Genomic DNA, 25,637 nt, shown 5'->3' with positions numbered 1-25,637 from the left:
AGCGCTCCAGGCCCCGTTCTGTCACCCGTTTCCCATGCACCACACCATTTTTGACACGCCGGTTGTCAACACGCTCCTGCGCGCTTTTTCCCGCTTTACGCTGCACGTCACCGGCTGGAAGGTGGAAGGCGCCTTGCCCGCCCATGCTGCCAAAAGCGTTCTGATCGCCGCGCCGCACACCAGCAACTGGGACCTGCCGTACACGCTGATGCTCGCGTTTTCGCTGCGACTGCGGGTGTACTGGATGGGCAAACACAGCCTGTTCAAGGCGCCGTTTGGCGGGGTGATGCGCTGGCTGGGCGGCATACCGGTGGACCGCAGCCAGGCCAACAACCTGGTCGCCAGCTCGGCCCAGGCCATGCGCGATGCCGACGGCCCCATGCAGCTCATCGTGCCGCCCGAAGGCACGCGGGGCAAGACGCGGCACTGGAAGACGGGCTTTTACTTCATCGCCCAGCAGGCGGGTGTTCCCATCGTGCTGGCGTTTGTGGACTACGGCCGCAAGGTCGGCGGGCTGGGTCCGGTGTTTGAGCCCACGGGCGATGTGGAGCGCGACATGGCGAGCATCAAGGCGTTTTACACGCCCATCCGGGGCAAGAATCCGACGCAGTTCGAGGCCTGAGCGATCTGCAGCCTAGCGCCTGTTGAATAAGCTCTGGGTGCTTCAAGAAGAAGAGCATCCAAGCGCCTTTACGGGCGCGCTGATCGTGACTGGCGTGGCCCAAGCCAGGGGGCCGAGCAAAGGGCCGCCCCGCAGCGAGGGCACCGTCCCCCTTCCCGATTCGTGCAGCGAATCGAGAGAAGGGGGAAGCGGCGCAGCCGCTCAGGGGGATGTCACCCAATACTGCGCCGGTCGATCTTGCGGCTGAGCACGATGCTGGTCTGCGTCTGGTGGACGCCGTCCAGTTGGCCCACCTTGTCGAGCAGGGTATCGAGCTGCTCGTGGCTGGTGCAACGCAAGAACACCAGGTAGTCAAACGGCCCGCTCACGGCCGACACCTCTTCGACCTCTACCATCGCCTCCAGCGCGCGCAACACGGCGGGCGCTGTCTTGGGCAGCACGCTGATGCTGCACCAGGCGCGCACGGTGGTGGCGTCTAGCCGCTGACCCAGCCGCACCCCATAGCCCGCGACCACCCCGGAACGCTCCAGCCGCGCAATGCGCGCCACCACGGTGGTGCGGGCCAGCCCCAGCTTGCGGGCGAGCTGGGCCGTGCCCTCGCGCGCGTTGGCCTGCAACAGGCTGAGCACTTGCCGGTCGGTGTCATCCAGGGGCTGTGTCATGGGTGCTTCGTTCGAAAAGTCATAACGCCTATCATATTCGTCGTTATGGCAAAACAAACAGCTACTTTCGACGTTTTGAGAGCTACACATTGACAGTGCTGCTGCCTAGCATCAAGGCATCACCAACACCTCGTCGCTGCATGTGGCGAGCACTACCGGGAGCGCTGCCATGACCACCTTTGCCACTACCTCGAACTCCGCCGCCCGCCGCGCCATTACCGTCCTGGGGGCGGGCAACATCGGCTTTGCGATGGCGCTCTTGCTGCAGCAGTCCGGCGACTACGACATCCTGGTGGCAGACCGTGACCCGGCTCGCCTGGCCGAGGTGGCGGCGCTGGGTATCTCCACCAGGTTGACTGTGGACGACGCCAGTCTGCAAGCCGCCATCGACGGCCGCTTTGCCGTACTCAACGCACTGCCCTTCCACCGCGCTGTGCCCTTGGCCACGTTGTGCGCCAGCGCCGGCGTGCATTACTTTGACCTGACCGAAGATGTGGCCAGCACCCAGGCCATCCGCGCGCTGGCCGCCAACGCACGCAGCGTGCTCATGCCCCAGTGCGGCCTGGCGCCGGGCTTCATCGGCATCGTGGGCAACGACCTGGTCCGGCGTTTTGACACCCTGCACACGCTGCGCATGCGCGTAGGCGCGCTACCCCGCTACCCGCAGGGTGCCCTGCGCTACAACCTGACCTGGAGCACCGAAGGCCTCATCAACGAATACTGCAACCCCTGCGAGGCCATCGTGGACGGCGTGCGCACCACGGTGCCCGCGCTGGAGGGGTTGGAGACTTTTGCGCTGGACGGTGTGGAATACGAGGCCTTCAATACCTCGGGCGGGCTGGGCACGCTGACAGAAACCTTGGCGGGCAAGGCGCGGCAGGTGGACTACCAGTCCATCCGCTACCCGGGCCACAACGCCATCCTCAAGCTGCTACTGAATGACCTGCGCTTGCGCGACCGGCGCGATCTGCTCAAGGACATTCTCGAAACCGCCATCCCCACCACCGATCAGGACGTGATTGTGGTGTTTGCCACTGCGTCAGGCCTCAAAGGCGGGCGGCTGGTGCAGGATTCGTATTCCGCCCACATCGTGGGCACCGAGGTGGCGGGGCACCGGCTCAGCGCCATCCAGCTCACCACGGCCGCAGGCATCTGCACGGCGCTGGACCTGGTGGCGCAAGGCAAGTTGCCGCAGCAGGGCTTTGTCGGGCAGGAGTCCGTGGTGCTTGCGGACTTTCTGGCCAACCGCTTTGGTTCCGCCTACGCGCGGGAAGGCGAGCTGGTGCACTGAGCCCGTCTTGACTGGCTCAACGCCCCGGCTTTTGGTACATGCCCTCAATCGCCTCGGCAAAGTGCGCCATCAGGTTGTTGCGCTTGAGCTTGAGCGTGGGGGTCATGAAGGTGTTTTCAATCGTCCATGGATCGAGCGTCAGATGCACCGTGCGCGGCACGGCATAGCGGGCAAAACTGGCGGTGTTCTTTTCGATGCGCGCCAGCACGGCGCGGTGCACGCTGGGGTGGTTCAGGCTGTCCGCCGCCTGGGGGTTCAGGCCCAGGTCGGCGGCCAGGCGCTGCCACTCGCCTGCGTTCAGCACGGCCACGCAGGCGATGAAGGGGCGGTTTTCGCCCACCACAAAGGCTTGTTCCAGCAGCGGGTCGGCCAGCAGGGCCAGTTCCAGGTCGCCGGGGGGCACCTTTTCACCGGTCGAGGTGACGATGATTTCCTTGATGCGGCCCTTGATGTAAATGCGGCCGTTCACGATGTCGGCCTGGTCGCCCGTGCCCAGCCAGCCGTCGGGGCTCAGGATCTTGGCCGTGTCTTCTGGCCGCTTCCAGTAGCCCTTCATCACAATGGGACCACGCACCTGCAGCTCGTGGTTGTCGCCAATGCGCACCTCCACACCGGGCAGGGCCTTGCCTACGCAGGCGGGGTCGTTGTCGTCTAGTGCGTTGACCGACACCACGGGTGCGGTCTCTGTCATGCCGTAGCCCTGGATCAGCGGCAGCCCCAGACCCAGAAAACACTTGGCAATGGTGGGCGACAGCGGGGCGCCTCCACTCACCGCCACACGCACGCGGCCGCCAAACTGGGCCAGTAACGGCTTGGCCACCAGGGCCTGCAGCACCGGCCAGGGCAGGGCGGCCATCCAGCCTGCGGCCTGGCTGCTGGCGTCCGGCGTGGGGGCGGGCAGGCGCTGTGCGGCACAAAACCGGGCCCAGCCCTTGTTCTGCGCGGCTTCGTAGAGCTGCATCTTCCACGGGGTGGGCGAGAGCTTTTCGATGAGCTTGGCGTGGATGCGCTCGTAAATGCGCGGCACCGACACCAGCACAGTGGGGCGTATGGTTTTCAGATCTTCCGCCAGTTGGGCCACCGAGCGCGCATAGGCCACACAACTGCCTGCAGCAATCGGCAGGTAGTAGCCGCCCGTGCGTTCAAAGGTGTGCGACAGCGGCAGGAACGACAGGAACACGTCGTCCACCGTGGGAGCAATGCGCTCCAGCACGGCTTTCACGTCGCTGACCACGTTGCGATGGGTCAGCATCACGCCCTTGGGTTTGCCGGTGGTGCCTGAGGTGTAGACGATGGCGGCCAGGTCATCGGCCTGCGGGCCCATGCGGGTTGTAGGTGCGCCCGTTTGCCCCGCCCCCGTCAGCCACTGCGCGAGCGAGCCCACTGCCGGGCTGTCGATAGACGCCGGGGTGGGCTTGAAAGCGTCGTCGTCATCGGTAATCACCACTGCGCGCAGGGCTGGGAACGGCGTGCCCACGGCGCGGATCTTTTCCCACTGCTCGGCCTGGCTCACGATGAGCATCGAGGCCTCGCAGTCGGCCAGGATGTAGGCGATGCTGCCCGGGTTGTCGATGGCGTGCAGCGGCACGGGCACGCCACCAGTGGCCAGCGTGGCCTGGTCGGCGCACATGGCATGCAGGCCGTTGGGCAGCAAGATGGCCACGCGCGCGGCCGGTGGCAGCTGCATGGCGGCGAGGGCCTGGGCCCAGGTGTTCACGCGCTCTGCGGTCTGCGCCCAGGTGAGGCTGGCCCAGGCTTGGCGGGAGGAGTCAAACGCACGGTAGGCCTCGGCCTGGGGAGTACGGGCGGCGCGGTAGGCCAGGAGCTGGGGCAGCGTTTGCACGCTGGCGATATCGGCGGGGGTAGAGGTCATCAAACTCGGCGGTGGAGGCTGCTGTGGCGTGCGGCGCCACGGCCTCGGTGGAAACCCGGGGGATGATAACGAGCGCAACCTGGGCCGGGCCGTGTGCGATCACCCCATGTGTTGCAAATGGTGCGTTCCTGTTTGCGGAATGATCGTGGACGCGTGGGTACGGGTCAGCACGGCCCGCAGCACCTCAGGTCGCTGCTTCCAGCCCCTGCGCAAAGTGCGCCTGCATGGCCTTGACCGTGGCCTTGGCGTCGCGCGCCACCATGGCGGCCAGGATGGCGCGGTGCTCACCCAGCGAGTCTTCAATGCGCCCTTGTTTGAACAGCGAGTTGTGGCGGTTGAGCTTCATCACCTTGCGCAGGTCAGCCACCATCTGGCTGCGCCAGCGGTTGTCGGCCATCTCCAGCAGGTGCATGTGAAAGCGTTCGTTGATGGCAAAGAACTTCTCGCGGTCGGCCACGGCGGCTTCCAGCTCGGCGTGCAAGTCTTGCAGCGTTTTCAGCTGGGCGTCGGTGGCGCGCTCGGCCACCACGCCTGCGGCGTCGCTTTCCAGCAGGCTGAGCAGGTGGTACACGTCGCGCAGGTCTTTTTCACTCATCTCCGTCACATAGGCGCCACGGCGCACCTTCATCGTGACCAGGCCTTCAGCGGCCAGCACCTTCAGCGCCTCGCGCAGGGGCGTGCGGCTGATGCCGAATTCTTCGGCAATCTTGAGTTCGTCAATCCAGCTGCCCGGCTCCAGTTCGCGCCGGAAGATGCGCTGGCGCAATTGCTCGGCCACTTCTTCGTAGAGCGCGCGGGGAGTAAGGGTGAGGGCAGACATGGGGTGGATTGTAAGCTGGGCGGAATATTTTGAATCAATAATTATGAATGATGTAAACTCGCCGCCACACCACTGCACCTGTGCGGTCACCGCCTGTGCGCCGTGTTGGACGCCCCCATGCCATCTTCGGAGTAGCTTTTGCCATGAGTGACAAACCCACCAACAACGCCCCAGAGTTCGCCGCGTCTTCGCTGGAAGCCTGGGCCAAGGCCGCAGCCAAGTCGGCACCGGGGGGCGATGTCAGCGCCCTCAACTGGGTCACGCCCGATGGCATCACCGTCAAGCCGCTGTACACCGCCGAAGACACGGCCAGCCTGCCTTATGCCAACACGCTGCCGGGTTTTGAACCCTACCTGCGCGGCCCCCAGGCCACCATGTATGCCGTGCGGCCGTGGACCATTCGCCAATACGCAGGCTTTTCGACCGCTGAAGAATCCAACGCCTTCTACCGCAAGGCCCTGGCCGCAGGCGGGCAGGGCGTTTCGGTGGCGTTTGACTTGGCCACCCATCGGGGCTACGACAGCGACCATCCGCGCGTGACGGGCGATGTGGGCAAGGCCGGTGTGGCGATTGATTCGGTCGAGGACATGAAGATCCTGTTCGACCAGATTCCGCTCGACAAGGTGTCCGTGTCGATGACCATGAACGGCGCCGTGCTGCCCGTGCTGGCGGGCTATGTGGTGGCGGCGGAAGAGCAGGGCGTCTCGCAAGACAAGCTCTCCGGAACCATTCAGAACGACATTCTGAAAGAGTTCATGGTGCGCAACACCTACATCTACCCGCCCAAGCCGTCGATGAAGATCATTGGCGACATCATCGAGTACACGGCCAAGAACATGCCGAAGTTCAACTCGATCTCCATCAGCGGCTACCACATGCAGGAAGCCGGGGCCAACCAGGCACTGGAACTGGCCTTCACCCTGGCCGATGGCAAGGAATATGTGAAGACCGCCATCGCCAAGGGCATGGATGTGGACGAATTCGCCGGGCGCCTGAGCTTCTTCTGGGCCATTGGCATGAACTTCTACCTCGAAGTCGCCAAGATGCGCGCCGCGCGCCTGCTGTGGTGTCGCATCATGAAGGCCACAGGCGCCAAGAACCCCAAGAGCCTGATGCTGCGCACCCACTGCCAGACCAGCGGCTGGAGCCTGACCGAGCAGGACCCCTACAACAACGTGGTGCGCACCACCATCGAGGCCATGGCGGCCGTGTTTGGTGGCACGCAAAGCCTGCACACCAACAGCTTTGACGAAGCCATTGCTCTGCCCACCGAGTTTTCCGCCCGCATCGCGCGCAACACGCAGCTCATCATCCAGGAAGAGACCCACATCACCAACGTGATCGACCCCTGGGCCGGCAGCTACATGATGGAGAAGCTGACCCAGGACATGGCCGACGCCGCCTGGAAGATCATTGAAGAGGTTGAAGCCATGGGCGGCATGACCCAGGCCGTGGACAGCGGCTGGGCCAAGCTGAAGATCGAAGCCGCTGCGGCGGAGAAGCAGGCACGCATCGACAGCGGCAAGGACGTGATCGTCGGCGTCAACAAATACAAGCTGGCCAAGGAAGACCCGGTCGATATCCTGCAGATCGACAACATGAAGGTGCGCGACGGCCAGATCGCTCGCCTGCAAAAGATCAAGGCCACCCGCGACGCTGCCAAGGTGCAGGCTGCGCTGGACGCCCTGACTGCAGCAGCGGAGAGCGGCGAAGGCAACCTGCTCGACTTGTCCATCCAGGCTGTGCGCCTGCGCGCGACGGTGGGCGAGGTGAGCGATGCCCTGGAAAAGGTTTACGGGCGCCACCGCGCCGACACACAAAAGGTGACCGGCGTGTACGCAGCTGCTTATGACTCGGCCGAAGGCTGGGACAAACTCAAGACCGAAATCAACGCTTTTGCCGAAGAGCAGGGCCGCCGCCCCCGCGTGATGATCGCCAAGCTGGGCCAGGACGGACACGACCGGGGCGCCAAGGTGGTGGCCACCGCGTTTGCCGACCTGGGCTTTGACGTGGACATGGGCCCGCTGTTCCAGACGCCTGAGGAATGCGCTCGCCAGGCCATCGAAAACGACGTGCACGCCGTGGGCGTGAGTACGCTGGCTGCGGGCCACAAGACGCTGGTGCCCGCCATCATCCAGTCGCTCAAGGACCAGGGCGCGGACGACATCATCGTGTTTGTGGGTGGTGTGATTCCGGCGCAGGACTATGAGCACTTGTACGAAGCTGGCGTGAAGGGCATCTACGGCCCTGGCACCCCCATCCCGGCCAGCGCGAAGGATGTGCTGGAGCAGATTCGCAAGGCGGTGGCGTGACCCCTGCGGCGCTTTTGGAGGGGGTGGTGCATGGCACGGCGGCGGTGCAACGCCGCGCCATGTCCAAAGCCATCACCCTGCTCGAATCGACGCGGGTGGACCACCGCGCGCAGGCCGATGAGCTGCTGACCCAGCTGCTCCCGCACACGGGCAAGGCGTTCCGCCTCGGCATCAGCGGCGTGCCCGGTGTCGGCAAATCCACCTTCATCGAGGCCCTGGGCCTGTACCTCATCGGCCAGGGACACCGCGTGGCCGTGCTCACCATCGACCCCTCCAGCACCGTCTCGGGCGGCTCCATCCTGGGCGACAAGACGCGCATGGAACACCTGTCGGTGCACGAAAAGGCCTACATCCGCCCCAGCCCCAGCAGCGGCACGCTGGGCGGAGTCGCAGAGAAGACGCGCGAGGCCATGCTGGTCTGCGAGGCCGCAGGCTACGACGTGGTCATCGTCGAGACCGTGGGCGTGGGCCAGAGCGAGATTGCGGTGGCGGGCATGACGGACATGTTTGTGCTGATGCAGCTGCCCAATGCGGGCGACGACCTGCAGGCCATCAAGAAGGGCGTGATGGAGATTGCCGACTTGGTGGTCATCAACAAGGCCGACATCGACAAGAACGCCGCCACGCGGGCCGAGGCGCAGATCACGTCGAGCCTGCGCCTGCTTAGCCAACACGGCAACCCCGAGAACGCACACCACGACGAGACGCTGTGGCACTCCAAGGTCGTGCAGATCAGCGCGCTGCTGGGGCAGGGCGTGGACAGCTTCTGGGCCGCCGTCACGCAGTTCCGGCAGCTACAAACCGCCAACGGCCGCCTGGCCACGCGGCGCGAGAAGCAGGCGCTGGCGTGGATGTGGGAGCGCATCGACGCGGGCCTCAAGCTCGCGTTTCGCCAGCACCCGCAGGTCAAAGAGCTGCTGCCCCAGATGCAGGCTGATGTGGCCGCCGGGCGCATTGCGGCATCCACTGCAGCACGAAATCTGCTCCAAGCGCAATCCAATCATGCGCTGGTAGCTATCAAATAAATAGTAGACACCAACCCATTCACCAAAGGACGACCATGCAAGACATCCTGGATCAACTGGAGAAAAAGCGTGCGCTGGCACGCCTGGGCGGCGGGCAAAAGCGCATTGATGCGCAGCACGCCAAGGGCAAGCTCACCGCGCGCGAGCGCATCGAGCTGCTGCTGGACGACGGCACGTTCGAGGAGTGGGACATGTTCGTCGAACACCGCTGCACCGACTTTGGCATGGAGGACAACAAGATCCCCGGCGACGGTGTGGTGACGGGCTACGGCATGATCAACGGCCGCTTGGTGTTCGTTTTCAGCCAGGACTTCACCGTGTTCGGCGGCGCGCTCAGCGAAACGCATGCCGAAAAAATCTGCAAGGTGATGGACCAGGCCATGAAGGTTGGTGCGCCGGTTATCGGCCTCAACGACTCGGGCGGTGCGCGCATCCAGGAAGGCGTGGCGTCCCTGGGCGGTTATGCCGACGTGTTCCAGAAGAACGTGCTGGCCAGCGGCGTGATTCCGCAAATCAGCATGATCATGGGCCCGAGCGCCGGTGGCGCCGTGTACTCGCCCGCTATGACGGACTTCATCTTCATGGTCAAGGATTCGAGCTACATGTTCGTGACCGGCCCGGAAGTTGTGAAGACCGTGACGCACGAAGAAGTGACGGCCGAAGAACTGGGCGGCGCCGTGACACACACCACCAAGAGTGGTGTGGCCGACATGGCGTTTGAGAACGACGTGGAAGCGCTGATGATGCTGCGCCGCCTGTACAACTACCTGCCGCTCAACAACCGCGAAAAGGCCCCGGTGCGCCCCAGCAACGACCCGGCCGACCGCATGGACCTGAGCCTGGACACCCTGGTGCCCGAGAACCCCAACAAGCCCTACGACATGAAGGAGCTGATCCTCAAGACGGTGGACGATGGGGACTTTTTCGAGCTGCAGCCCGAGTACGCCAAGAACATCATCATCGGCTTTGCCCGCATGGAAGGCCAGACCGTGGGCATCGTGGCCAACCAGCCGCTGGTGCTGGCCGGCTGCCTGGACATCAAGAGCTCCATCAAGGCTGCGCGCTTTGTGCGCTTCTGCGATGCGTTCAACATCCCCGTGGTCACCTTTGTGGACGTGCCCGGCTTCATGCCCGGCACCAGCCAGGAATACGGCGGCATCATCAAGCACGGCGCCAAGCTGCTGTACGCATACGCCGAGTGCACGGTGCCCAAGATCACCGTCATCACCCGCAAGGCCTACGGCGGCGCGTACGACGTGATGAGCTCCAAACACCTGCGCGGCGACGTTAACCTGGCCTGGCCCAACGCCGAGATTGCGGTGATGGGCGCCAAGGGCGCGGTGGAAATCATCTTCCGCGAAGACAAGAACGACCCCGTGAAGCTGGCCGCGCGCGAGGCGGAATACAAGCAGCGCTTTGCCAACCCGTTTGTCGCCGGTGCACGCGGCTTTATCGACGACGTGATCCTGCCGCATGAGACACGCAAGCGCATCTGCCGGTCGCTGGTGATGCTGCGCGACAAGAAGCTGGAAAACCCATGGCGCAAGCACGGCAACATCCCACTGTGAGCGGACAAGGAGCATAAGAACATGTTTACGAAAATCCTGATCGCCAACCGTGGCGAAATCGCCTGCCGCGTCATCGCTACTGCCCGCAAGATGGGCATCAAGACAGTGGCCGTCTATTCCGACGCCGACAAGGAAGCCCGCCACGTCAAGCTGGCCGACGAGGCCGTGCACATTGGCGCTGCGCCCTCGCGCGAGTCGTACCTGCTGGCTGACAAGATCATTGCCGCCTGCAAGCAGACCGGCGCGCAAGCCGTGCACCCCGGCTATGGCTTCCTCTCTGAAAACGAAGCCTTTGCCAAGCGCTGCGAGGACGAAGGCATTGCCTTCATCGGCCCCAAGGCGCATTCGATTGCGGCCATGGGCGACAAGATCGCGTCCAAGAAGCTGGCCAACGAGGCCAAGGTCAACACCATCCCTGGCTACAACGACGCCATCGCGGGCCCTGAGCAGGCGGTGGAGATCGCCAAGGGCATTGGCTACCCTGTGATGATCAAGGCCTCGGCCGGCGGTGGTGGCAAGGGCCTGCGCGTGGCCTACAACGACAAGGAAGCGTTTGAAGGCTTTGCCAGTTGCCAGAACGAAGCCCGCAACAGCTTTGGCGACGACCGCATCTTCATCGAGAAGTTTGTGCAGGAGCCGCGCCATATCGAGATCCAGGTGCTGGGCGACAGCCACGGCAATGTGATCTATCTGAATGAGCGCGAGTGCTCCATCCAGCGCCGCCACCAGAAGGTGATTGAAGAGGCACCGTCGCCCTTCATCAGCGACGCCACGCGCAAGGCCATGGGTGAGCAGGCCGTGGCGCTGGCCAAGGCCGTGAAGTACCAGTCTGCAGGTACCGTGGAATTTGTGGTCGGCAAGGACCAGGATTTCTACTTCCTCGAAATGAACACCCGCCTGCAGGTGGAGCACCCGGTAACGGAATGCATCACCGGCCTGGACCTGGTGGAGCTGATGATCCGCGTGGCCGCAGGCGAGAAGCTGCCTTTGAGCCAAGCGGATGTGAAACGCGACGGCTGGGCCATCGAGTGCCGCATCAACGCCGAAGACCCCTTCCGCAACTTCCTGCCGTCCACCGGCCGCCTGGTGCGCTTTCAGCCGCCGGAGGAGAGCATGTTCCAGTCCGACACCAGCAAGAAGCTGGGCGTGCGGGTGGACACGGGCGTGTACGAGGGCGGTGAGATTCCGATGTATTACGACTCGATGATCGCCAAGCTCATCGTGCACGGCACGGACCGTAATGACGCGATTGCAAAGATGCGCGCTGCGCTCAACGGCTTTGTGATTCGCGGCATCAGCAGCAACATCCCGTTCCAGGCCGCGCTGCTGGCGCACCCCAAGTTTGTCACGGGCGACTTCAACACCGGCTTCATTGCCGAGAACTACGGCAAGGGCTTCCACGCCGAAGACGTGCCGCACAGCGACCCGCTGTTCCTGGTGGCACTGGCCGCCTACATGAACCGCCGCTACCGCGCACGCGCCTCGGGCATCAGCGGTCAGCTGGCCGGCCACGAGGTGAAGGTAGGCGAGCAGTTTGTGGTGGTGACGCTGGGCGCCGAAGGGCAGAACCAGCACCACGAAGTCACGGTCTCTGACTTTGAAGACAAATCGGGCTCTAGCTCAGTCTCTGTAGGCGGCAACAGCTATCAGATCAGTAGCAACGCTACGCTGGGTCAGATCCGGGTGCAGGGCGCATGCAACGGCCAGGGCTTCACCGCCCAGGTGGAGCGCGGTGTGGGCAAGAACCCGCTCGCGCTGCGCATTGCACACAACGGTACGCAGATCGACGCGCTGGTGCTGTCGCCGCTGGGCGCCCGCCTGCACAAGCTGATGCCCTTCAAGGCGCCGCCAGACCTGTCCAAGTTCCTGCTCTCGCCCATGCCCGGTTTGCTGGTAGATGTGGCGGTGCAGCCCGGCCAGAAGGTGCAGGCGGGCGAGAAGCTGGCTGTGATCGAAGCCATGAAGATGGAGAACATCCTCTTCGCCGCGCAGGACGGCGTGGTGGGCAAGATCGTGGCGGGCAAGGGCGAGTCGCTGGCGGTCGATCAGGTGATCCTGGAATTCCAGTGATCCCAAGGGCCCGACAGCCCATCTGGAGGGGCCTTGCGCCCCTTTTTTAGTCTTTTTGGCCGATAGCGCTAGAGGAATATGCGCTGGCAGCTATCAAATCAGGAGTAATCATGAGCATGACCCCACGCCCCTTCAAGGTCCTGGGCATCCAGCAGGTCGCCATTGGCGGCACCGACAAACAGCGGATGAAGACGCTGTGGGTGGACATGCTGGGCCTGGAGCAGACCGGCACCTTCCAGAGCGAGCGCGAGAACGTGGACGAAGACATCCTGGCCATGGGCAAGGGCGCCTTCAAAGTGGAGGTGGACATCATGCAGCCGCTGGACATCGAGAAAAAGCCAGCCGTGCACACCACGCCGCTCAACCACATTGGCCTGTGGATCGACGACCTGCCCAAGGCTGTGGAATGGCTCACCGCCAAGGGCGTGCGCTTTGCCCCCGGTGGCATCCGCAAGGGCGCTGCGGGCTACGACATCACGTTTTTGCACCCCAAGAGCAATGACGAGTTTCCGATTGCCGGTGAGGGCGTGCTGATCGAGCTGGTGCAGGCCCCGGCGGATGTGATTGCGGCGCTGGGCTGAACGGCGCGATCGCCAACTCCCGTGCATTCCGTGTTTTCACTGCAGCGTGCGCTTCGGGTCGGCACCAGGGTGTGTGCGCTCGTGTTGGCGCTGGCAGGGCAAGGGGCCGGAGCCGCAGGCGGCACTGGCGCCTATCCGCTCGATTGGGGCAGGGCGGGGGAAACCTTGCAGTACCGGTCCTGCGGCTGCGCAGACCGCTGCTGGGTGGCGGAAGTGAAACACCAGCGGTCTCGCAAGACGCTGGCCACGCTGCGTTGCGACTGCGAACGCCTGTTCGCTCGGGTCGGCACCAGCGGCCCGGAGGTAGAGCGCAGCCCCACATGCTCTGCAATCGACGATGGGGTCAACAAGCCCCGCGCCATCCGCGAGGCGCTGGAGCAGATGCTGGGGCGCTGAACCGCGCGGCGTCCATGACCGGGCACGTCATGGTCGCCAACCCCGACGGGGGCTACAACAGCGGCACCTTGTCTTTGGTGTCGCCTGCCCATGAAAAAGATTGCTTCTCTGGCCCTGCTGGTCGCAGGTGCCATCCACCTGATTCCGTTGCTCGGCGTGTTCGGCGCTGCGCCACTGGCCAGCCTCTACGGCACGACCCCTTCTGATCCGAACACCCTCATCCTGTTGCGCCACCGTGCCGTGCTGTTTGGCATTGTGGGTGGTATCTGCATGGGGGCGGCGTTCAAGCCTGCCTACCAGTGGCTGGGGCTGACTGTGGGCGCGGTCAGTGTTCTCTCGTTCCTGCTGCTGGCGTGGTCCACCGGCGGCTTCAACACGCATTTGCAGCGCGTTGTGGTGGCTGACGGGCTGGCTTTGGCGTGCCTGGTTGCGGGCGCTGTGGTCAGAGCGCGGTCCGAGCCGGGCCCGGCCCGCATCTAACTTGGTCTAACTTCGGGCCGCGCAAGCGGGCCCCTGCTGCAAGATGAAAGCCAAAGCCGCCCGTTGGAAGCATGTTGTGCGGGCGGTTTTTGCCGCCGTTTGAACGTGCGCTCTACAGCGGCCAACGGCCGCCTTTTTCTGCGTTTTTGTCCGGAAAGATCGGGGCAGTTACGGGCCTAGAAACAGTGGCACCTTTTGTGACCATGTTGAGGGCAATTGCACCAAAATCTCCTTCAAAATCATGGCGATAGCGACGCAGGGCGGCTCTTTGGAACACCGTGATGTGGCGCTTTATGTGATCGCTGATGCAATCCCTGGTGCTTGCAGCAGCAGGCTCTCGAAAGGAATCCACCCATGGCCAATGCAACCCCATCCGCCCCCCAGCCCATCCAGATCCATCGCCCCGTCCCTGCGCCGACCGTGCAGGGTGAGTGGTCGGTCGAGGCCCTCCAGGGGCTGCTCGATAAGCCCTTGATGGACCTGCTGTTTGAGGCGCAAACCGTGCACCGCCAGCACTGGCCTGCAGGCGACATCGAACTGGCCACGCTGCTGTCGGTAAAGACCGGTGGCTGCCCTGAAAACTGTGGCTACTGCCCGCAGGCGGCCGAGTTCGACACGGGCGTGAAAGCCGAAAAACTCATGGAAGTGGAGGAGGTGGTGCGTGCCGCCCAGGCCGCCAAGGACGCTGGCGCCACGCGCTTTTGCATGGGCGCCGCTTGGCGTGCGCCCAAGGACCGCGACATTGAAAAAGTTAGCGCGCTGATTGGTGCGGTGAAGGGCCTGGGCTTGCAGACCTGCGCCACGCTGGGGATGCTCGAATCGCACCAGGCGCAGGCGCTCAAAGACGCGGGGCTGGATTACTACAACCACAACCTGGACACCGCGCCCGAGTACTACACCGACGTGGTGAGCACACGCGCTTACCAGGACCGGCTGGACACGCTGCAGAACGTGCGCAACGCGGGCATCAGCGTGTGCTGCGGTGGCATTGTGGGCATGGGCGAGGCGCCGGTGCACCGTGCGGGCCTGATTGCGCAGCTGGCCAACCTGCAGCCGTACCCCGAGTCGGTGCCCATCAACAGCCTGGTGCGCGTGCCCGGCACGCCGTTGGCCGACAGCGAACCTATCGACCCATTTGACTTCGTGCGCGTGATTGCGGTGGCCCGCATCACCATGCCCAAGGCGCGCGTGCGCCTGTCGGCCGGGCGCCAGCAGATGGGTGAAGCGGTGCAGGCGCTGTGCTTCATGGCCGGGGCCAATTCCATCTTTTATGGCGACAAGCTGCTGGTGACGGGCAACCCCGATGTGGATGCCGATGTGCAACTGCTGGCCAAGCTGGGGCTAAACGGGCATCGCACAACGACCACCGTTTTGGACGGGCACAGCCACAGCGCTTGAGGCCCCCCGCGCAGTGCACAGCCACTCAGAGCGGCTCTTCGCGCGAAGTCAGTTCGATGCGTTCCATGGGCAGATCGGCGGCCAGGCGGTCCACCTCGGCCAGCCGCGCGGGTTCGGCGTCGGCAAACTGCTGGGCGATGCGCCGGAACTCCTCGGACAAGGTCAGGAAGGCATCGACCATGTCAGGGTCGAAGTGGCTGCCCCGGCCGTCGCGGATGATCTCTACTGCCTGCTCGTGGGAGTAGGCGGGCTTGTAGACGCGTTCGGAGATCAGTGCGTCATACACATCGGCCACGGCCATCAGCCGCGCAGACAGCGGGATGGTGTTGCCCACCAGGCCCTCGGGGTAGCCTGAGCCGTCCCATTTCTCCTGGTGGCTGTAGGCGATCTCCTTGGCGTACCGGAAGAACGGGTTGTCCTGTGTGGTGCCCGTCTCGGCCGCGATGATGGCGTCGCGCCCCAGGGTGGTGTGCGTCTTCATGATCTCGAACTCTTCCGGCGTGAGCTTGCCGGGCTTGAGCAGGATGCGGTCCGGGATGCCCACCTTGCCAATGTCGTGCAGCGGGGCGGACTTGAAGATGGTCTCGATGGCGTCGTCGGTCAGCTCGTCCTTGAAGCGCGGGTGGTTTTGCAGGTGGCGGGCCAGCGTCTCCATGTAGTGCTGTGTGCGCCGGATGTGGTTGCCGGTTTCGTTGTCCCGCGTTTCGGCCAGTGAGGCCATGGCGCGGATGGTGGCGTCCTGCAGCTCGGCCATGGCGCGCGTGCGGTTGGCCACCTCTTGCTCCAGAAAATGGTTGTGCTGGGCCAGAAAGTCGCGCGCGCGCTTGAGCTGCAGGTGGTTGCGCACCCGTGCCATCACGATGGCGGGGTTGATGGGCTTGGTGATGTAATCCACCGCACCCAGCTCCAGGCCAATGCTCTCGTCCTCGGCCGCGCTCATGGCGGTGAGGAAGATCACGGGGATGTCTTCAGTGTCGGGGTTGAACTGCAGGCGGCGCAGTACCTCGTAGCCGTCCATGTCCGGCATCATGATGTCCAGCAGGATCAGATCGGGCTTGCTGTCGCCTGCCACGATCTGCAGCGCACGCTCACCACTGGGCGCGAGTTTGACCTTGTAGTCGGTGCGCAGGAGGTCGCTCATCAGCGAGAGGTTGTCGGGCGTATCGTCTACGACCAGCACCGTGCATTTGCCGCTGGGTGCGAATGGGCTATTCATGAACCGGGTCCTCCTTGTAATCATGGTGTGCGATGGGGGCCTGCCGCAGTATGGCCAGTGCCTCCACAAAGTCATAGCTGTCCAGCGACCGCTTCATCTGGCCATACGCGGGCCCGAGCAGGGTTTGCAGGGCGGGCGCGGAGTCCTTGAAGATTTCGATGGCGTCGGAATCGTCGTCTGACAGCAGGGCGTCGAGCTGCGCCACCAGTGCACGCGCAGCCGATGCGTCGATCTGTAGGCCAGGACCAGTGTCCGCGTCAGCAACTTCGTCTGCGGGCAGGGCTTGCTGCAGCGCTGTGACCAGTGCCCGGCATGCTGCTTCCACGGGCTCCAGCAATGGCTCTGTCAGTTCGGGTGAGGTCTTCTGGGCGATGGCTTCTTCCGCCTGTTGCGCCAGGGCAGCGAGTGCACTGGCGCCGATGGTGCCGGCTGTGCCTTTGAGTGTGTGCATGGCGCGCTGGGCTTCGTCGTGCTGCCCGGCGGCCAGGGCCGTGCGCGTGGCCTGTACGGCATGTGCTTGCCCCGCCACAAACTTGCGCAGCAGGCCCTCGTACGCGGGGCGTTTGTCCAGCACGCGCCGCAGGCCGGCGGTCACATCCAGCCCTGGGATGCGGCGCAATGCGTCATCGGCAGAAGGCGCGGGGGCGGTGTGGGGCGGTGCTTGCGGGTTATCTGCGTCACCCGCTGGCTGCCCTTGAAGTTCGGCGTTGAGGCGGTCTGCCGCAGCCGCGCCGGTGGCCCTTGGGGCAATCCATTGCAGCAGCGCGGCAAACAGTTCGTCCGGGTCGATGGGTTTGGCCAAGTGGCCGTTCATGCCCGCCTCCAGGCACAGGTCGCGGTCGCGGCTCATGGCGTTGGCTGTCATGGCCAGCACGGGCAACTGGGCCCAGGCGGGGTTTTGGCGCAGGTGCCGGGTGGCGGTCAGGCCGTCCATCACGGGCATTTGCATGTCCATCAGCACCAGGTCGTAAGGGGTTTGGGCGAGCATGTCCAGCGCCACCTGCCCGTTCTGGGCCACATCCACGACCAAGCCCGCGCCGCTCAGCAGCTCGGCACCCACCTGCTGGTTCAGGTCGTTGTCGTCCACCAGCAGCACCCGTGCACCCGCAATGGCAGAAAGGTGTGCAGCGCGCCGAGGTGCCTGTGCGGCACGCCCGTCGGACGACCAGGCCTGTCCGCCCAGTGCCTGCATGGCGGCGTCAAACAGTTGCGAGGGGCTGACGGGCTTGGACAGCATCAGTTGCAGCCCGGCGCGTTCTAGCTCGCTTTGCACGTCGTCGCGGCCTGCAGCGGTCACGATGACCGTGTGGGGTGGGTGAAGCAGCTGGGCGAGCGCGCGGTGGGTGTCAAACCCGTCTATGCCGGGCATCTTCCAGTCCACAAACGCGATCTCGCAGGGGCGGCCGGCCTGTTCGGCAGCGCGGGCCTGGGCCACGGCCTCCTCTCCGGAAGAGGCCGTGGTGACCGTAAAGCTCATGCGGGCCAGCATCTCGCCCAGGATGTGCCGGGCCTGCTCGCTGTCGTCCACCACCAGCACATGCCGCCCGCGCAGGTCGGGCGTGGGCAGCAGGGGCGCATGGCTGGGGTTGCCCAGCCCCAGACGGGCGGTAAACCAGAACGTGCTGCCGGCCCCCGGCTGGCTTTGTACCCCCACTTCGCCCCCCATCAGCCCGGCCAGCTTCTTGGAGATGGCCAACCCCAGCCCGGTGCCGCCGTATTTGCGCGTGGTAGAGGTGTCGGCCTGCTCGAACGACCGGAACAGCCGCGACTGCTGCTCGGTCGTCAGGCCGATGCCGGTGTCCTGCACCTCAAAGCGCAGCAGCACACCGGTGTCGTCGCGCGAGGTCTCGGTGACGCGCACGATGATTTCCCCCGTGTCGGTGAACTTGACCGCGTTGTTGGCGTAGTTCACCAGGATCTGTCCCAGGCGCAGCGGATCGCCGCGCAGGTCATCGGGCAGGGCCGGGTCCACATCGAACAGCAGCTCCAGGCCCTTGTGGGCGCATTTGTCGCTGACTAGGTTGGCCACGTTGTCCAGCACGCCGCGCAGGTCAAAGTCCACGACCTCGACTTCGAGCTTGCCGGCTTCGATCTTGCTGAAGTCGAGGATGTCGTTGATCAGGCCCAGCAAGTGCTGGCCAGAGCGCTGGATCTTTTCGACGTAGTCGCGCTGGCGCGGCGTGAGGTCTGTGCCCAGGGCCAGGTGGCTCATGCCGATCACTGCGTTCATCGGGGTGCGGATCTCATGGCTCATGTTGGCCAGGAAGTCCGACTTCATCTGCGATGCGTCCTCCGCGCGGGCGCGGGCAATCTCCAGCTCGTCCTCATGTTCGCGCAGGGCCGCGTTGACCTTTTGCAGCTCCACCGTGCGCTCCGCCACACGCGCCTCCAGCACCTCCTCGTTGCGTTTGAGGGCCTCGACCAGCTCGCTCTGCGCTGCCATGGCCTGGGCCGTGGCCTTTTCGCGCTGTAAGAACTGCCGCGCCATGGCAAAAGCGAGCAAAAACGTGAGCAGCGCCTGGAAGGCGGTGAGCCCGGTGGTCAGCAAGGTCTGGTGCTTGACCTCGGCGTTGCGCGAGTCGCCCAGCAGGGCCGACACGCGCGAAGCGCTGAGCGACAGCTCTTGCACCGTCTCGCGCAAGCCATCCAGCTCGATGCGCAGGCGCCGCATGTTGGTCTGGCTGGAGGTGGCGTCGACACTGGCGCCAAAGTAGCTGTCGCCTGCTGCCACAAACCGCTGCAGGGCGGCCAGCGCAGTGCTGTAGATGGGCTCGTCCTGCATCAGCGTGCGCGAGGTGCCGCTTTCCAGCGCGCTGAACCGGCTCAGGAACAGGTCGTAGCGCAGCTCCAGCTTGTCCATCGTGATGCTGGTGGGGTCCAGCTCGAACTGGTGCAGCGCGTGGTCGAGCTTTTCATACTCCACATTGAGCTGCAAGAACGACCACAGCGCATTCACATCACCGCGCCGCATGACGGCTTCAACACTGCGGTACTGGCTGTATTGCACCGCCGCTATGGCCACATAGGCCAACACCAGCCCCGCAATGATGAGCCGCAGGATGTGTTGGCTGCGCAGCATACGGGTGGGCCGGGGCGGGGAGGGCTACTACCGGATGTGCAGTGCGTTGAGCTGCCAGGCCGCCCGGTTGTAGTACAGCTCGCTGCGCAACTCGGCCTTGGTATCAAACGGGTACACGATGAACAGCGGGCCTTTTTCGCGGATGGGCATGGGCCGGTTGTTCATCAGGCGCGCCACGATCACGTCGTGCTTGGTGGCGTCGTCGGCCGGTATCTCCGTCTTGTAGTCATTGAGGGCCACTGCCGTGATCTTGGTGCCCTTGGCACCCACTGCTGCCAGCACATCGCGGAGCAGGGGGCCTGTGAAAGTGACGGCGCTGGGGTACCAGGGGGTTTGGGTGGAGAAGCTGTGCTGCGGCAGCTTCTCCAGCATCTTCATGTCGAACTGCGCCTGCGGGCCCCGGTTGGTCTGCGTGATGGCGCCGTCGATGGTGAGGATGACGGGGCCGGTGGGTGGCTCCAGCGCCAGCACGTTGCTCGCGGCCAGCAATGCCGCGCCGATGATCCCTGCGGCCCATGCCTTGGACAACACCCGTTCCAACCCATGACGACAATGAGATTGCATGGACACCCCCCTCCTGTTTTGGCAACAGTCTCGCGGATAGATGCCCAAAATGTAAACCGATTTATCGCCAGCGGTTGGACGGATGGCCCGCCGGGCTGTCGAGCGCGCGACGACGGCGGACGGATGGCAGGGCCGCTGCGTCAGGCTGCGGCGGGGGCGCTTGCGGCAGCCATGGTGTCCCAGGCCTTCAGGGCCTCGGCCGTGTACATGAGTGCCGGGCCGCCGCCCATGTAAACGCACACAGCCAGCATTTCTTCCAGCTCTGCGCGGGTAGCACCGAGCTTTTGCAGCGCCTTGACATGAAAACCTATGCACCCGGAGCAGCGCTGGGTGACACCGATGGCCAGGGCAATCAGCTCCTTGTGCTTGCTGGTCAACGCCCCTTCCGCCATCGAGGCCTGCGCAAGCTGCGCGAAGCCCCGCATGGCGTCAGGCTGGGCCTTGCGGAAGGTGGCCAGGCTTTCGTTGATGCCCTGGATCAGGCTGGTGTGGTCGAACGTACTCATGGAATGGTTCCTTGCTGGTGCCTTGAGGGCACCGGACTCTGCGTGTGCCGGCGCCTGTCGGCGGTTTATTTCTTCATGGGACAGGTGTTGATGCCAAGCAGCGTGTAAGCCGGGCAGAAGCGAAACAGGCCGGTGGCCAGTGGCACCACGCCCAGCCATCCCCACCAGCCCACCGTGCCGGTGGCGGCCAGTGCGATCAGGACCAGGCCTGCCAAGACGCGCAGCACGCGGTCCACGGTTCCTACGTTGATGTTCATGATGATTTCCTTGCTCTGAGGTTGTGGCCCGGGATGGGCCCTGCTTGCACAAGCGCAGCGAACGCGGAATGCGCTCGCTGCCCGGTCAGTCGAATGAGGGGGACGCAGGCGCCGCGACAGGCTTGCCTGCAGCCACCCAGGCGTCAAAGCCGCCGGCGATGGACTGCACCTGCAGATAGCCCATGTCGTGCATGGCGCGCGCGGCCAGTGCGGCCCGGCCGCTGGTCTTGCAGTACAGCACCACCTTGAGGTCACGCGCGCTGAGTTCGGGTGTGCTGCTGAGGCGGAACTCCAGCACCCCGCGCGATGCGTGAATCGCGCCCGGGATGTGTCCTGCCTGGTATTCGTCCGCCTCTCGCACATCGATCAGCACGTCGGCGGTGCGGATGGCTTCGTCTGCCTGGTCCAGTGGGACCTCCTGTACCAGGGCCTTGGCGGCGGTGACGAGATCGTGGGCTGTTTTCATGTCAGCGTTCCTGCGGTGGGTAGGGTGGTGCGGATGCGGCAGCGTGTCACAGCGCGTTGACGGGAATCTTGAGATAGGTCACGCCGTTGGCTTCCGGCGGCGGCATTTCCCCCGCACGGATGTTGACCTGCACCGAGGGCAGGATCAGCACGGGCATCTCCAGCGTCGCGTCGCGCTGGGTGCGCAGCGCTACAAAGGCCTCTTCGCTCACTCCGTCGTGCACATGGATGTTCTTGGCCCGCTGGTCGGCAACGGTGGTTTGCCACGCCACGGCGCGCCCTGCCGGGGGGTAGTCGTGGCACATGAACAGGCGGGTTTCCGCCGGCAGACTGAGCAATTTGCGCACCGATTGGTACAGCGTGTGGGCATTGCCGCCGGGGAAGTCGCAGCGCGCTGTGCCCACGTCGGGCATGAACAGGGTGTCGCCCACAAACACGGCGTCACCGACTTGGTACGCCATACATGCGGGGGTATGGCCGGGCACTGCCAGCGCCTGGGCCTGCAGCTGGCCGATGTGGAACACCTCGTTGTCGTGCAGCAGCTGGTCGAACTGGCTGCCATCCGGACGGAACTCGGGCTCCAGATGAAAGACCTTCTTGAACACGTCCTGCACCTGCGTGATGGACGCGCCAATGGCGATCTTTCCGCCCAGCTTGTCGCGAAGGTAATGTGCTGCCGACAAATGGTCTGCGTGGGCATGGGTTTCCAGAATCCATTGCACCGTCAATCCCTGACCTTGCACAAACGCGATGATCTTGTCGGCAGACCGTGTGCGGGTGCGGCCCGACTTCGGGTCGTAGTCCAGCACCGAATCCACCACCGCGCAGTGGCCGCCAGGCTGATCGAACACCACATAGCTCACCGTCCAGGTGGCGTCATCAAAGAAGGCTTCTATCTGGGGTTTCATCGAAGGGCTCCGTATTTAATTTCGATGTTGATAGTTTATTGACAGATAGATTGTTAGTCAATAGAATATCAACATCGAATTTGAAAAGGAGAGCGCCACCATGCACGCAGAAGCACAAATGGACCTGGAAGCCTTGCGCAGGTCTGCCGACAGCGCTTGCCGCTTGATGAAGGTTTTGTCCAATCCCGACCGCCTGCTGCTGCTGTGCCAGCTGACGCAGGGCGAAAAGCGGGTGGGCGAGCTGGAGGAGTTGGTCGGCATCTCCCAGCCCACCTTGTCGCAGCAGCTGGGCGTATTGCGCGAGGAGGGCCTCGTCAACACCCGCCGCGAAGGCAAAAACATCTATTACGAGATCGCCAGCCCCCAGGCCCTGGCGGTGATGAACGTTCTGTTTGAACAATTTTGTGGCCCTGCGCAGGAGAGCAAACCATGCTGATCGATTGGACCCATTTCACCCCTTGGGCTGCCCTGGCCGGTGGCGTTTTGCTGGGCCTTGCCTCGGCGCTTTTTGTGCTGCTCAACGGGCGCATCCTGGGCATCAGCGGCATTGTGGGAGGGCTGCTGCGCCCCCGCGCGGGCGACATGGGCTGGCGCCTGGCTTTTGTGCTGGGCATGTTGGTGGCGCCTGGCCTTTACTGGCTGGTGGTCGGCCCCACGCAGCCGCGCATTGATGCGACCTGGGGCATGGTGGTGATCGCCGGCCTGCTGGTGGGTGTCGGCACCCGTTACGGATCGGGCTGCACCAGTGGCCACGGCGTGTGCGGACTCTCGCGCATGTCGCCCCGGTCCCTGGTGGCCACCCTAGCCTTCATGGGGGCAGGGTTCGTCACCGTCTTCCTCATCCGGCACGTGCTGGCCTGAACGCATCCCCATTCATCGGAGCTTTGATCGCTATGAAAAATCGTATTTCGGAGTTTGTGGTGGGCCTGATCTTTGGACTGGGCCTGATCGTGTCGGGCATGACCGACCCGGGCAAGGTGCTGGGCTTTCTGGATCTGGCCGGCTTGTGGGACCCATCGCTGGCGTTTGTGATGGGCGGAGCCATTGCGGTGGGCGTCTTTGCCTTCGCCGTGGCCAAGAAGCGGACCACCAGTTTCCTGGGCGGCGCCATGCACCTGCCCACGTCGCGCGACATTGATCGCCGTCTGGTGGTCGGAAGCCTCATCTTTGGCGCGGGCTGGGGCATCGCCGGGTTTTGCCCGGGGCCAGCCATCGTTTCGGCGGGTGCGGGCCAGCCCAAAGCCATCGTGTTTGTGATCGCCATGCTGGCGGGCATGTGGCTGTTTGAACTGGCCGAGCGCATGTCCCACGGTACCCCAACCACACAGACCGGAGGCCGCTGATATGCCGCTGCAGATCATTGCCCTGACCCCTGACTTCGCTGTGTCGCCGCAGCTGGCCACCACGGACTTTGCCTCTTTGGCCCAGCAGGGCTTCAAGACCATCATCAACAACCGGCCGGACGGGGAGGGGGGGGGCGCACAGCCCACCAGCCCTGAAATGGAGCGCGCTGCCACAGTGGCCGGGCTGCAGTATGTGTATCTGCCCGTGGTCAGTGGCTCCATCACGCCAGAACAGGTGCAGGCCATGCACAAGGTCTTGATCGCTGCCCCCAAGCCCCTGTTGGCGTTTTGCCGTTCAGGCGCCCGGTCTGCACAGCTGTTTGGGCTGGCGCAGGACTTGGACGCCGAAGCGTCCTGATCACCCGGGAACCCTCATGAACTTCATCCCCGGCTGGGTGCGCAACTACCAGAAGTCCTGGCTCTCCGGCGACATGGTCGCCGGCGTGATCGTGACAGTGATGCTGATCCCGCAGAGCCTGGCCTACGCGCTGCTGGCGGGCTTGCCACCCGAGGTGGGCTTGTACGCCAGCATCCTGCCGATCATTGCCTATGCCGCGCTGGGGTCCAGCATGACGCTGGCCGTGGGCCCGGTGGCAGTGGCTTCGCTCATGACGGCGAGCGCCCTGCAGCCCCTGGCCGCCGCTGGTTCGCCCGCCTACGTGTCGCTGGCCATGCTGCTGTCGCTGCTGTCCGGGGGCATGTTGCTGCTGTTTGGGGTCTTGCGACTGGGTTTTCTGGCCCATTTTCTGAGCCATCCGGTCATCAGCGGTTTTATCTCTGGCTCGGCTGTGCTCATTGCTGTGGGGCAGATCAAGCACCTGCTGGGCGTGAAGGCGGGCGGCGCCGATGTCTTTGATACCGTGGTTCAGCTGATCCACGCCGCGCCTGGGACCAACCTCGTCACGCTGGGGATTGGTGCGGGCAGCGTGTTGTTTCTGGTGCTGGCGCGAAAGTCCTTGTCCCCATGGCTGGTTCGCCTGGGTGCCAGTCCGCGCCTGGCGGATATCGCATCCAAGCTGGCGCCCATGCTCGCTGTGATGGTGTCCACCGCCTTGGTCGCCGCCATGCGCTGGGACCAGACGGCGGGGGTCAGCATTGTGGGCACGGTTCCCCAAGGCCTGCCGCAGCTCGGGTTGCCGGCGGTTTCGATGGCATCTGTGGGCTCGCTGTGGTTGCCTGCGCTGTTGATCTCGCTGGTGGGCTTTGTGGAAAGCGTGTCGGTGGCACAATCGCTGGCGCTCAAGCGTCAGCAGCGCATTCAGCCCAACCGGGAACTCCTGGGCCTGGGGGCTGCCAACGTTGCCAGTGCACTATCGGGTGGTTTCCCCGTCACGGGCGGCTTTGCGCGCTCGGTCGTCAATTTTGCGGCCGGGGCCAATACGCCTCTGGCAGGTGTCATTTCTGCAGTGCTGATGGGTGTGGTGATTGCCGCACTGACGGGGCTGTTTCACTATCTTCCCCATGCCGTGCTGGCAGCCACCATCATCGTGGCAGTCGTGTCCCTGATCGATGTGGAGACACTGCGCGAGGCCTGGCACTACGACAAGGCCGACGCCATGGCCTTGCTGGCCACTGCAGGAGGTGTGGTCGCTTTTGGCGTGGAAGTCGGCATTTTGATGGGAGTGGCGTTGTCGCTCGGCACATTGGTGTGGCGCAGCAGCCATCCGCACATTGCGGTGGTGGGGCGCGTGCCAGGCACGGAGCACTTTCGCAACGTGACCCGTCACTCGGTGACCACAGAGTCCGGCCTGATTGCGGTGCGTGTGGATGAAAGCCTGTATTTCGCCAATTCGGACGCTTTGCTGGACCGTGTGGAGGAATTGGTAGCCGCTCAACCGGATACGCGCCACGTGCTTCTGGTGTGCTCAGCCATCAACCAGATCGACACGACTGCATTGGGCGTACTGACCGATCTGGAGCGGAGCCTGGCCCAGCGAGGGGCGGCGTTATTGCTGTCCGAGGTGAAAGGACCCGTGCTTGACCGTTTGCGGGGCACAGAACTTGGCCAGCGGCTGGAGGGACGGATCTTTTTGAGTACCCATGCTGCGTTTGAATTCGCAAGGCGGGCTGGCAGCATGGTGGCGCGGTACGGGGATCCGGCGGCGGCTATCTAGTGCAGCGAGGAATGGGGGACGTTGAAACGGAGCACCGATCTGCAGAGGCCCCTTGGAAAGCAGATTTGATATTTTACATAATATACA

25 protein-coding genes are annotated in these 25,637 nt (G+C 64.2%); 15 read left to right on the top strand and 10 right to left on the bottom strand.

The features are described 5' to 3' along the window. Positions 1 to 34: 34 nt before the first annotated feature. Positions 35 to 622, top strand: coding sequence for a lysophospholipid acyltransferase family protein (locus DNK89_RS02165; RefSeq protein WP_110958713.1), 588 nt, complete (start codon positions 35 to 37; stop codon positions 620 to 622). A 212-nt stretch (positions 623 to 834) separates the two neighbouring features. Here the strand turns inward: DNK89_RS02165 and DNK89_RS02160 are convergent, their stop codons facing one another. Further along, entirely contained in the window at positions 835 to 1,284 is a 450-nt protein-coding gene (locus DNK89_RS02160) for an Lrp/AsnC family transcriptional regulator (protein ID WP_110958712.1), read from the bottom strand. A gap of 169 nt (positions 1,285 to 1,453) precedes the next feature. On the opposite strand from DNK89_RS02160, the gene DNK89_RS02155 reads away from it, so the two are divergent. Continuing rightward, positions 1,454 to 2,575, top strand: coding sequence for a saccharopine dehydrogenase family protein (locus DNK89_RS02155; RefSeq protein WP_110958711.1), 1,122 nt, complete (start codon positions 1,454 to 1,456; stop codon positions 2,573 to 2,575). Positions 2,576 to 2,591: 16 nt separating this feature from the next. Here DNK89_RS02155 and DNK89_RS02150 read toward each other — a convergent pair whose 3' ends face one another. Both DNK89_RS02150 and DNK89_RS02145 read right to left on the bottom strand, forming a co-directional pair. Beyond that, a complete protein-coding gene (locus DNK89_RS02150; RefSeq protein ID WP_110958710.1) occupies positions 2,592 to 4,448 on the bottom strand; it encodes a long-chain fatty acid--CoA ligase in 1,857 nt (618 codons plus the stop codon). A gap of 184 nt (positions 4,449 to 4,632) precedes the next feature. Beyond that, positions 4,633 to 5,268, bottom strand: a complete 636-nt coding sequence (locus DNK89_RS02145; RefSeq protein WP_015014137.1) for a GntR family transcriptional regulator — start codon at positions 5,266 to 5,268, stop codon at positions 4,633 to 4,635. Between the two features lie 143 nt (positions 5,269 to 5,411). Here DNK89_RS02145 and scpA point away from each other — a divergent pair, with 143 nt between their 5' ends. From scpA to bioB, 8 genes are all read left to right on the top strand, one after another. Next, positions 5,412 to 7,580, top strand: a complete 2,169-nt coding sequence (scpA, locus tag DNK89_RS02140) for a methylmalonyl-CoA mutase (RefSeq protein WP_110958709.1) — start codon at positions 5,412 to 5,414, stop codon at positions 7,578 to 7,580. Further along, positions 7,577 to 8,605: a methylmalonyl Co-A mutase-associated GTPase MeaB gene (gene meaB, locus DNK89_RS02135; protein ID WP_110958708.1), complete on the top strand. Its 1,029-nt coding sequence runs from the start codon at positions 7,577 to 7,579 to the stop codon at positions 8,603 to 8,605. Before scpA ends, meaB begins: the two co-directional genes overlap by 4 nt. Before the next feature lie 35 nt (positions 8,606 to 8,640). Beyond that, positions 8,641 to 10,173 carry an acyl-CoA carboxylase subunit beta gene (locus tag DNK89_RS02130; protein WP_015014134.1) on the top strand — a complete coding sequence of 511 codons (1,533 nt, stop codon included), beginning with the start codon at positions 8,641 to 8,643 and terminating at the stop codon, positions 10,171 to 10,173. A 21-nt stretch (positions 10,174 to 10,194) separates the two neighbouring features. Beyond that, a complete protein-coding gene (locus DNK89_RS02125; protein WP_110958707.1) occupies positions 10,195 to 12,243 on the top strand; it encodes an acetyl/propionyl/methylcrotonyl-CoA carboxylase subunit alpha in 2,049 nt (682 codons plus the stop codon). Between the two features lie 110 nt (positions 12,244 to 12,353). Beyond that, a complete protein-coding gene (locus tag DNK89_RS02120; protein WP_370220790.1) occupies positions 12,354 to 12,824 on the top strand; it encodes a VOC family protein in 471 nt (156 codons plus the stop codon). Between the two features lie 30 nt (positions 12,825 to 12,854). Continuing rightward, a complete protein-coding gene (locus DNK89_RS02115; protein WP_238990664.1) occupies positions 12,855 to 13,220 on the top strand; it encodes a hypothetical protein in 366 nt (121 codons plus the stop codon). 90 nt (positions 13,221 to 13,310) lie between these two features. Beyond that, on the top strand, positions 13,311 to 13,700 hold the full coding sequence (locus tag DNK89_RS02110) for a phosphopantetheine adenylyltransferase (RefSeq protein WP_110958705.1): 390 nt from the start codon (positions 13,311 to 13,313) through the stop codon (positions 13,698 to 13,700). A gap of 354 nt (positions 13,701 to 14,054) precedes the next feature. Then, positions 14,055 to 15,098 (top strand): biotin synthase BioB, encoded by a 1,044-nt coding sequence (gene bioB, locus DNK89_RS02105; protein WP_110958704.1) that lies wholly within the window; start codon positions 14,055 to 14,057, stop codon positions 15,096 to 15,098. A gap of 25 nt (positions 15,099 to 15,123) precedes the next feature. On the opposite strand, the gene DNK89_RS02100 is transcribed toward bioB, so the two are convergent. The 7 genes from DNK89_RS02100 to DNK89_RS02070 form a co-directional block, all read right to left on the bottom strand. Next, a complete protein-coding gene (locus tag DNK89_RS02100) occupies positions 15,124 to 16,314 on the bottom strand; it encodes a two-component system response regulator (protein WP_110958703.1) in 1,191 nt (396 codons plus the stop codon). Next, entirely contained in the window at positions 16,307 to 19,393 is a 3,087-nt protein-coding gene (locus DNK89_RS02095) for a response regulator (protein WP_110958702.1), read from the bottom strand. The genes DNK89_RS02100 and DNK89_RS02095 overlap by 8 nt, the downstream gene beginning before the upstream one ends. A gap of 27 nt (positions 19,394 to 19,420) precedes the next feature. Then, a complete protein-coding gene (locus DNK89_RS02090; protein ID WP_110958701.1) occupies positions 19,421 to 19,957 on the bottom strand; it encodes a molybdopterin-dependent oxidoreductase in 537 nt (178 codons plus the stop codon). Positions 19,958 to 20,097: 140 nt separating this feature from the next. Then, the gene (locus tag DNK89_RS02085) at positions 20,098 to 20,463 is read right to left on the bottom strand and encodes a carboxymuconolactone decarboxylase family protein (protein WP_015014125.1); all 366 of its coding nucleotides are present in this window, start codon (positions 20,461 to 20,463) and stop codon (positions 20,098 to 20,100) included. A gap of 65 nt (positions 20,464 to 20,528) precedes the next feature. Continuing rightward, positions 20,529 to 20,720, bottom strand: a complete 192-nt coding sequence (locus DNK89_RS02080) for a DUF2892 domain-containing protein (protein ID WP_015014124.1) — start codon at positions 20,718 to 20,720, stop codon at positions 20,529 to 20,531. An 85-nt stretch (positions 20,721 to 20,805) separates the two neighbouring features. Continuing rightward, positions 20,806 to 21,186 (bottom strand): rhodanese-like domain-containing protein, encoded by a 381-nt coding sequence (locus tag DNK89_RS02075; RefSeq protein ID WP_108498613.1) that lies wholly within the window; start codon positions 21,184 to 21,186, stop codon positions 20,806 to 20,808. A 46-nt stretch (positions 21,187 to 21,232) separates the two neighbouring features. After that, the gene (locus tag DNK89_RS02070; RefSeq protein ID WP_110958700.1) at positions 21,233 to 22,093 is read right to left on the bottom strand and encodes an MBL fold metallo-hydrolase; all 861 of its coding nucleotides are present in this window, start codon (positions 22,091 to 22,093) and stop codon (positions 21,233 to 21,235) included. A 100-nt stretch (positions 22,094 to 22,193) separates the two neighbouring features. On the opposite strand from DNK89_RS02070, the gene DNK89_RS02065 reads away from it, so the two are divergent. From DNK89_RS02065 to DNK89_RS02045, 5 genes are read left to right on the top strand one after another with little or no spacing between them, the layout of a single operon-like run. Further along, entirely contained in the window at positions 22,194 to 22,529 is a 336-nt protein-coding gene (locus DNK89_RS02065; RefSeq protein ID WP_060984746.1) for a helix-turn-helix transcriptional regulator, read from the top strand. Then, positions 22,523 to 22,954: a YeeE/YedE family protein gene (locus DNK89_RS02060; protein WP_110958699.1), complete on the top strand. Its 432-nt coding sequence runs from the start codon at positions 22,523 to 22,525 to the stop codon at positions 22,952 to 22,954. The genes DNK89_RS02065 and DNK89_RS02060 overlap by 7 nt, the downstream gene beginning before the upstream one ends. A gap of 32 nt (positions 22,955 to 22,986) precedes the next feature. Next, entirely contained in the window at positions 22,987 to 23,436 is a 450-nt protein-coding gene (locus DNK89_RS02055; protein ID WP_015014119.1) for a YeeE/YedE family protein, read from the top strand. A 1-nt stretch (position 23,437) separates the two neighbouring features. After that, the gene (locus DNK89_RS02050; RefSeq protein ID WP_110958698.1) at positions 23,438 to 23,794 is read left to right on the top strand and encodes a TIGR01244 family sulfur transferase; all 357 of its coding nucleotides are present in this window, start codon (positions 23,438 to 23,440) and stop codon (positions 23,792 to 23,794) included. A gap of 16 nt (positions 23,795 to 23,810) precedes the next feature. Beyond that, on the top strand, positions 23,811 to 25,550 hold the full coding sequence (locus DNK89_RS02045; RefSeq protein ID WP_110958697.1) for a SulP family inorganic anion transporter: 1,740 nt from the start codon (positions 23,811 to 23,813) through the stop codon (positions 25,548 to 25,550). Positions 25,551 to 25,637: the final 87 nt, after the last annotated feature.

The organism is Acidovorax sp. ST3, from assembly GCF_003231145.1.
Lineage (GTDB): Bacteria > Pseudomonadota > Gammaproteobacteria > Burkholderiales > Burkholderiaceae_C > Acidovorax.
Note: the sequence above shows the minus strand (reverse complement) of the source record. Positions and strands in the feature narration are given on the sequence as shown.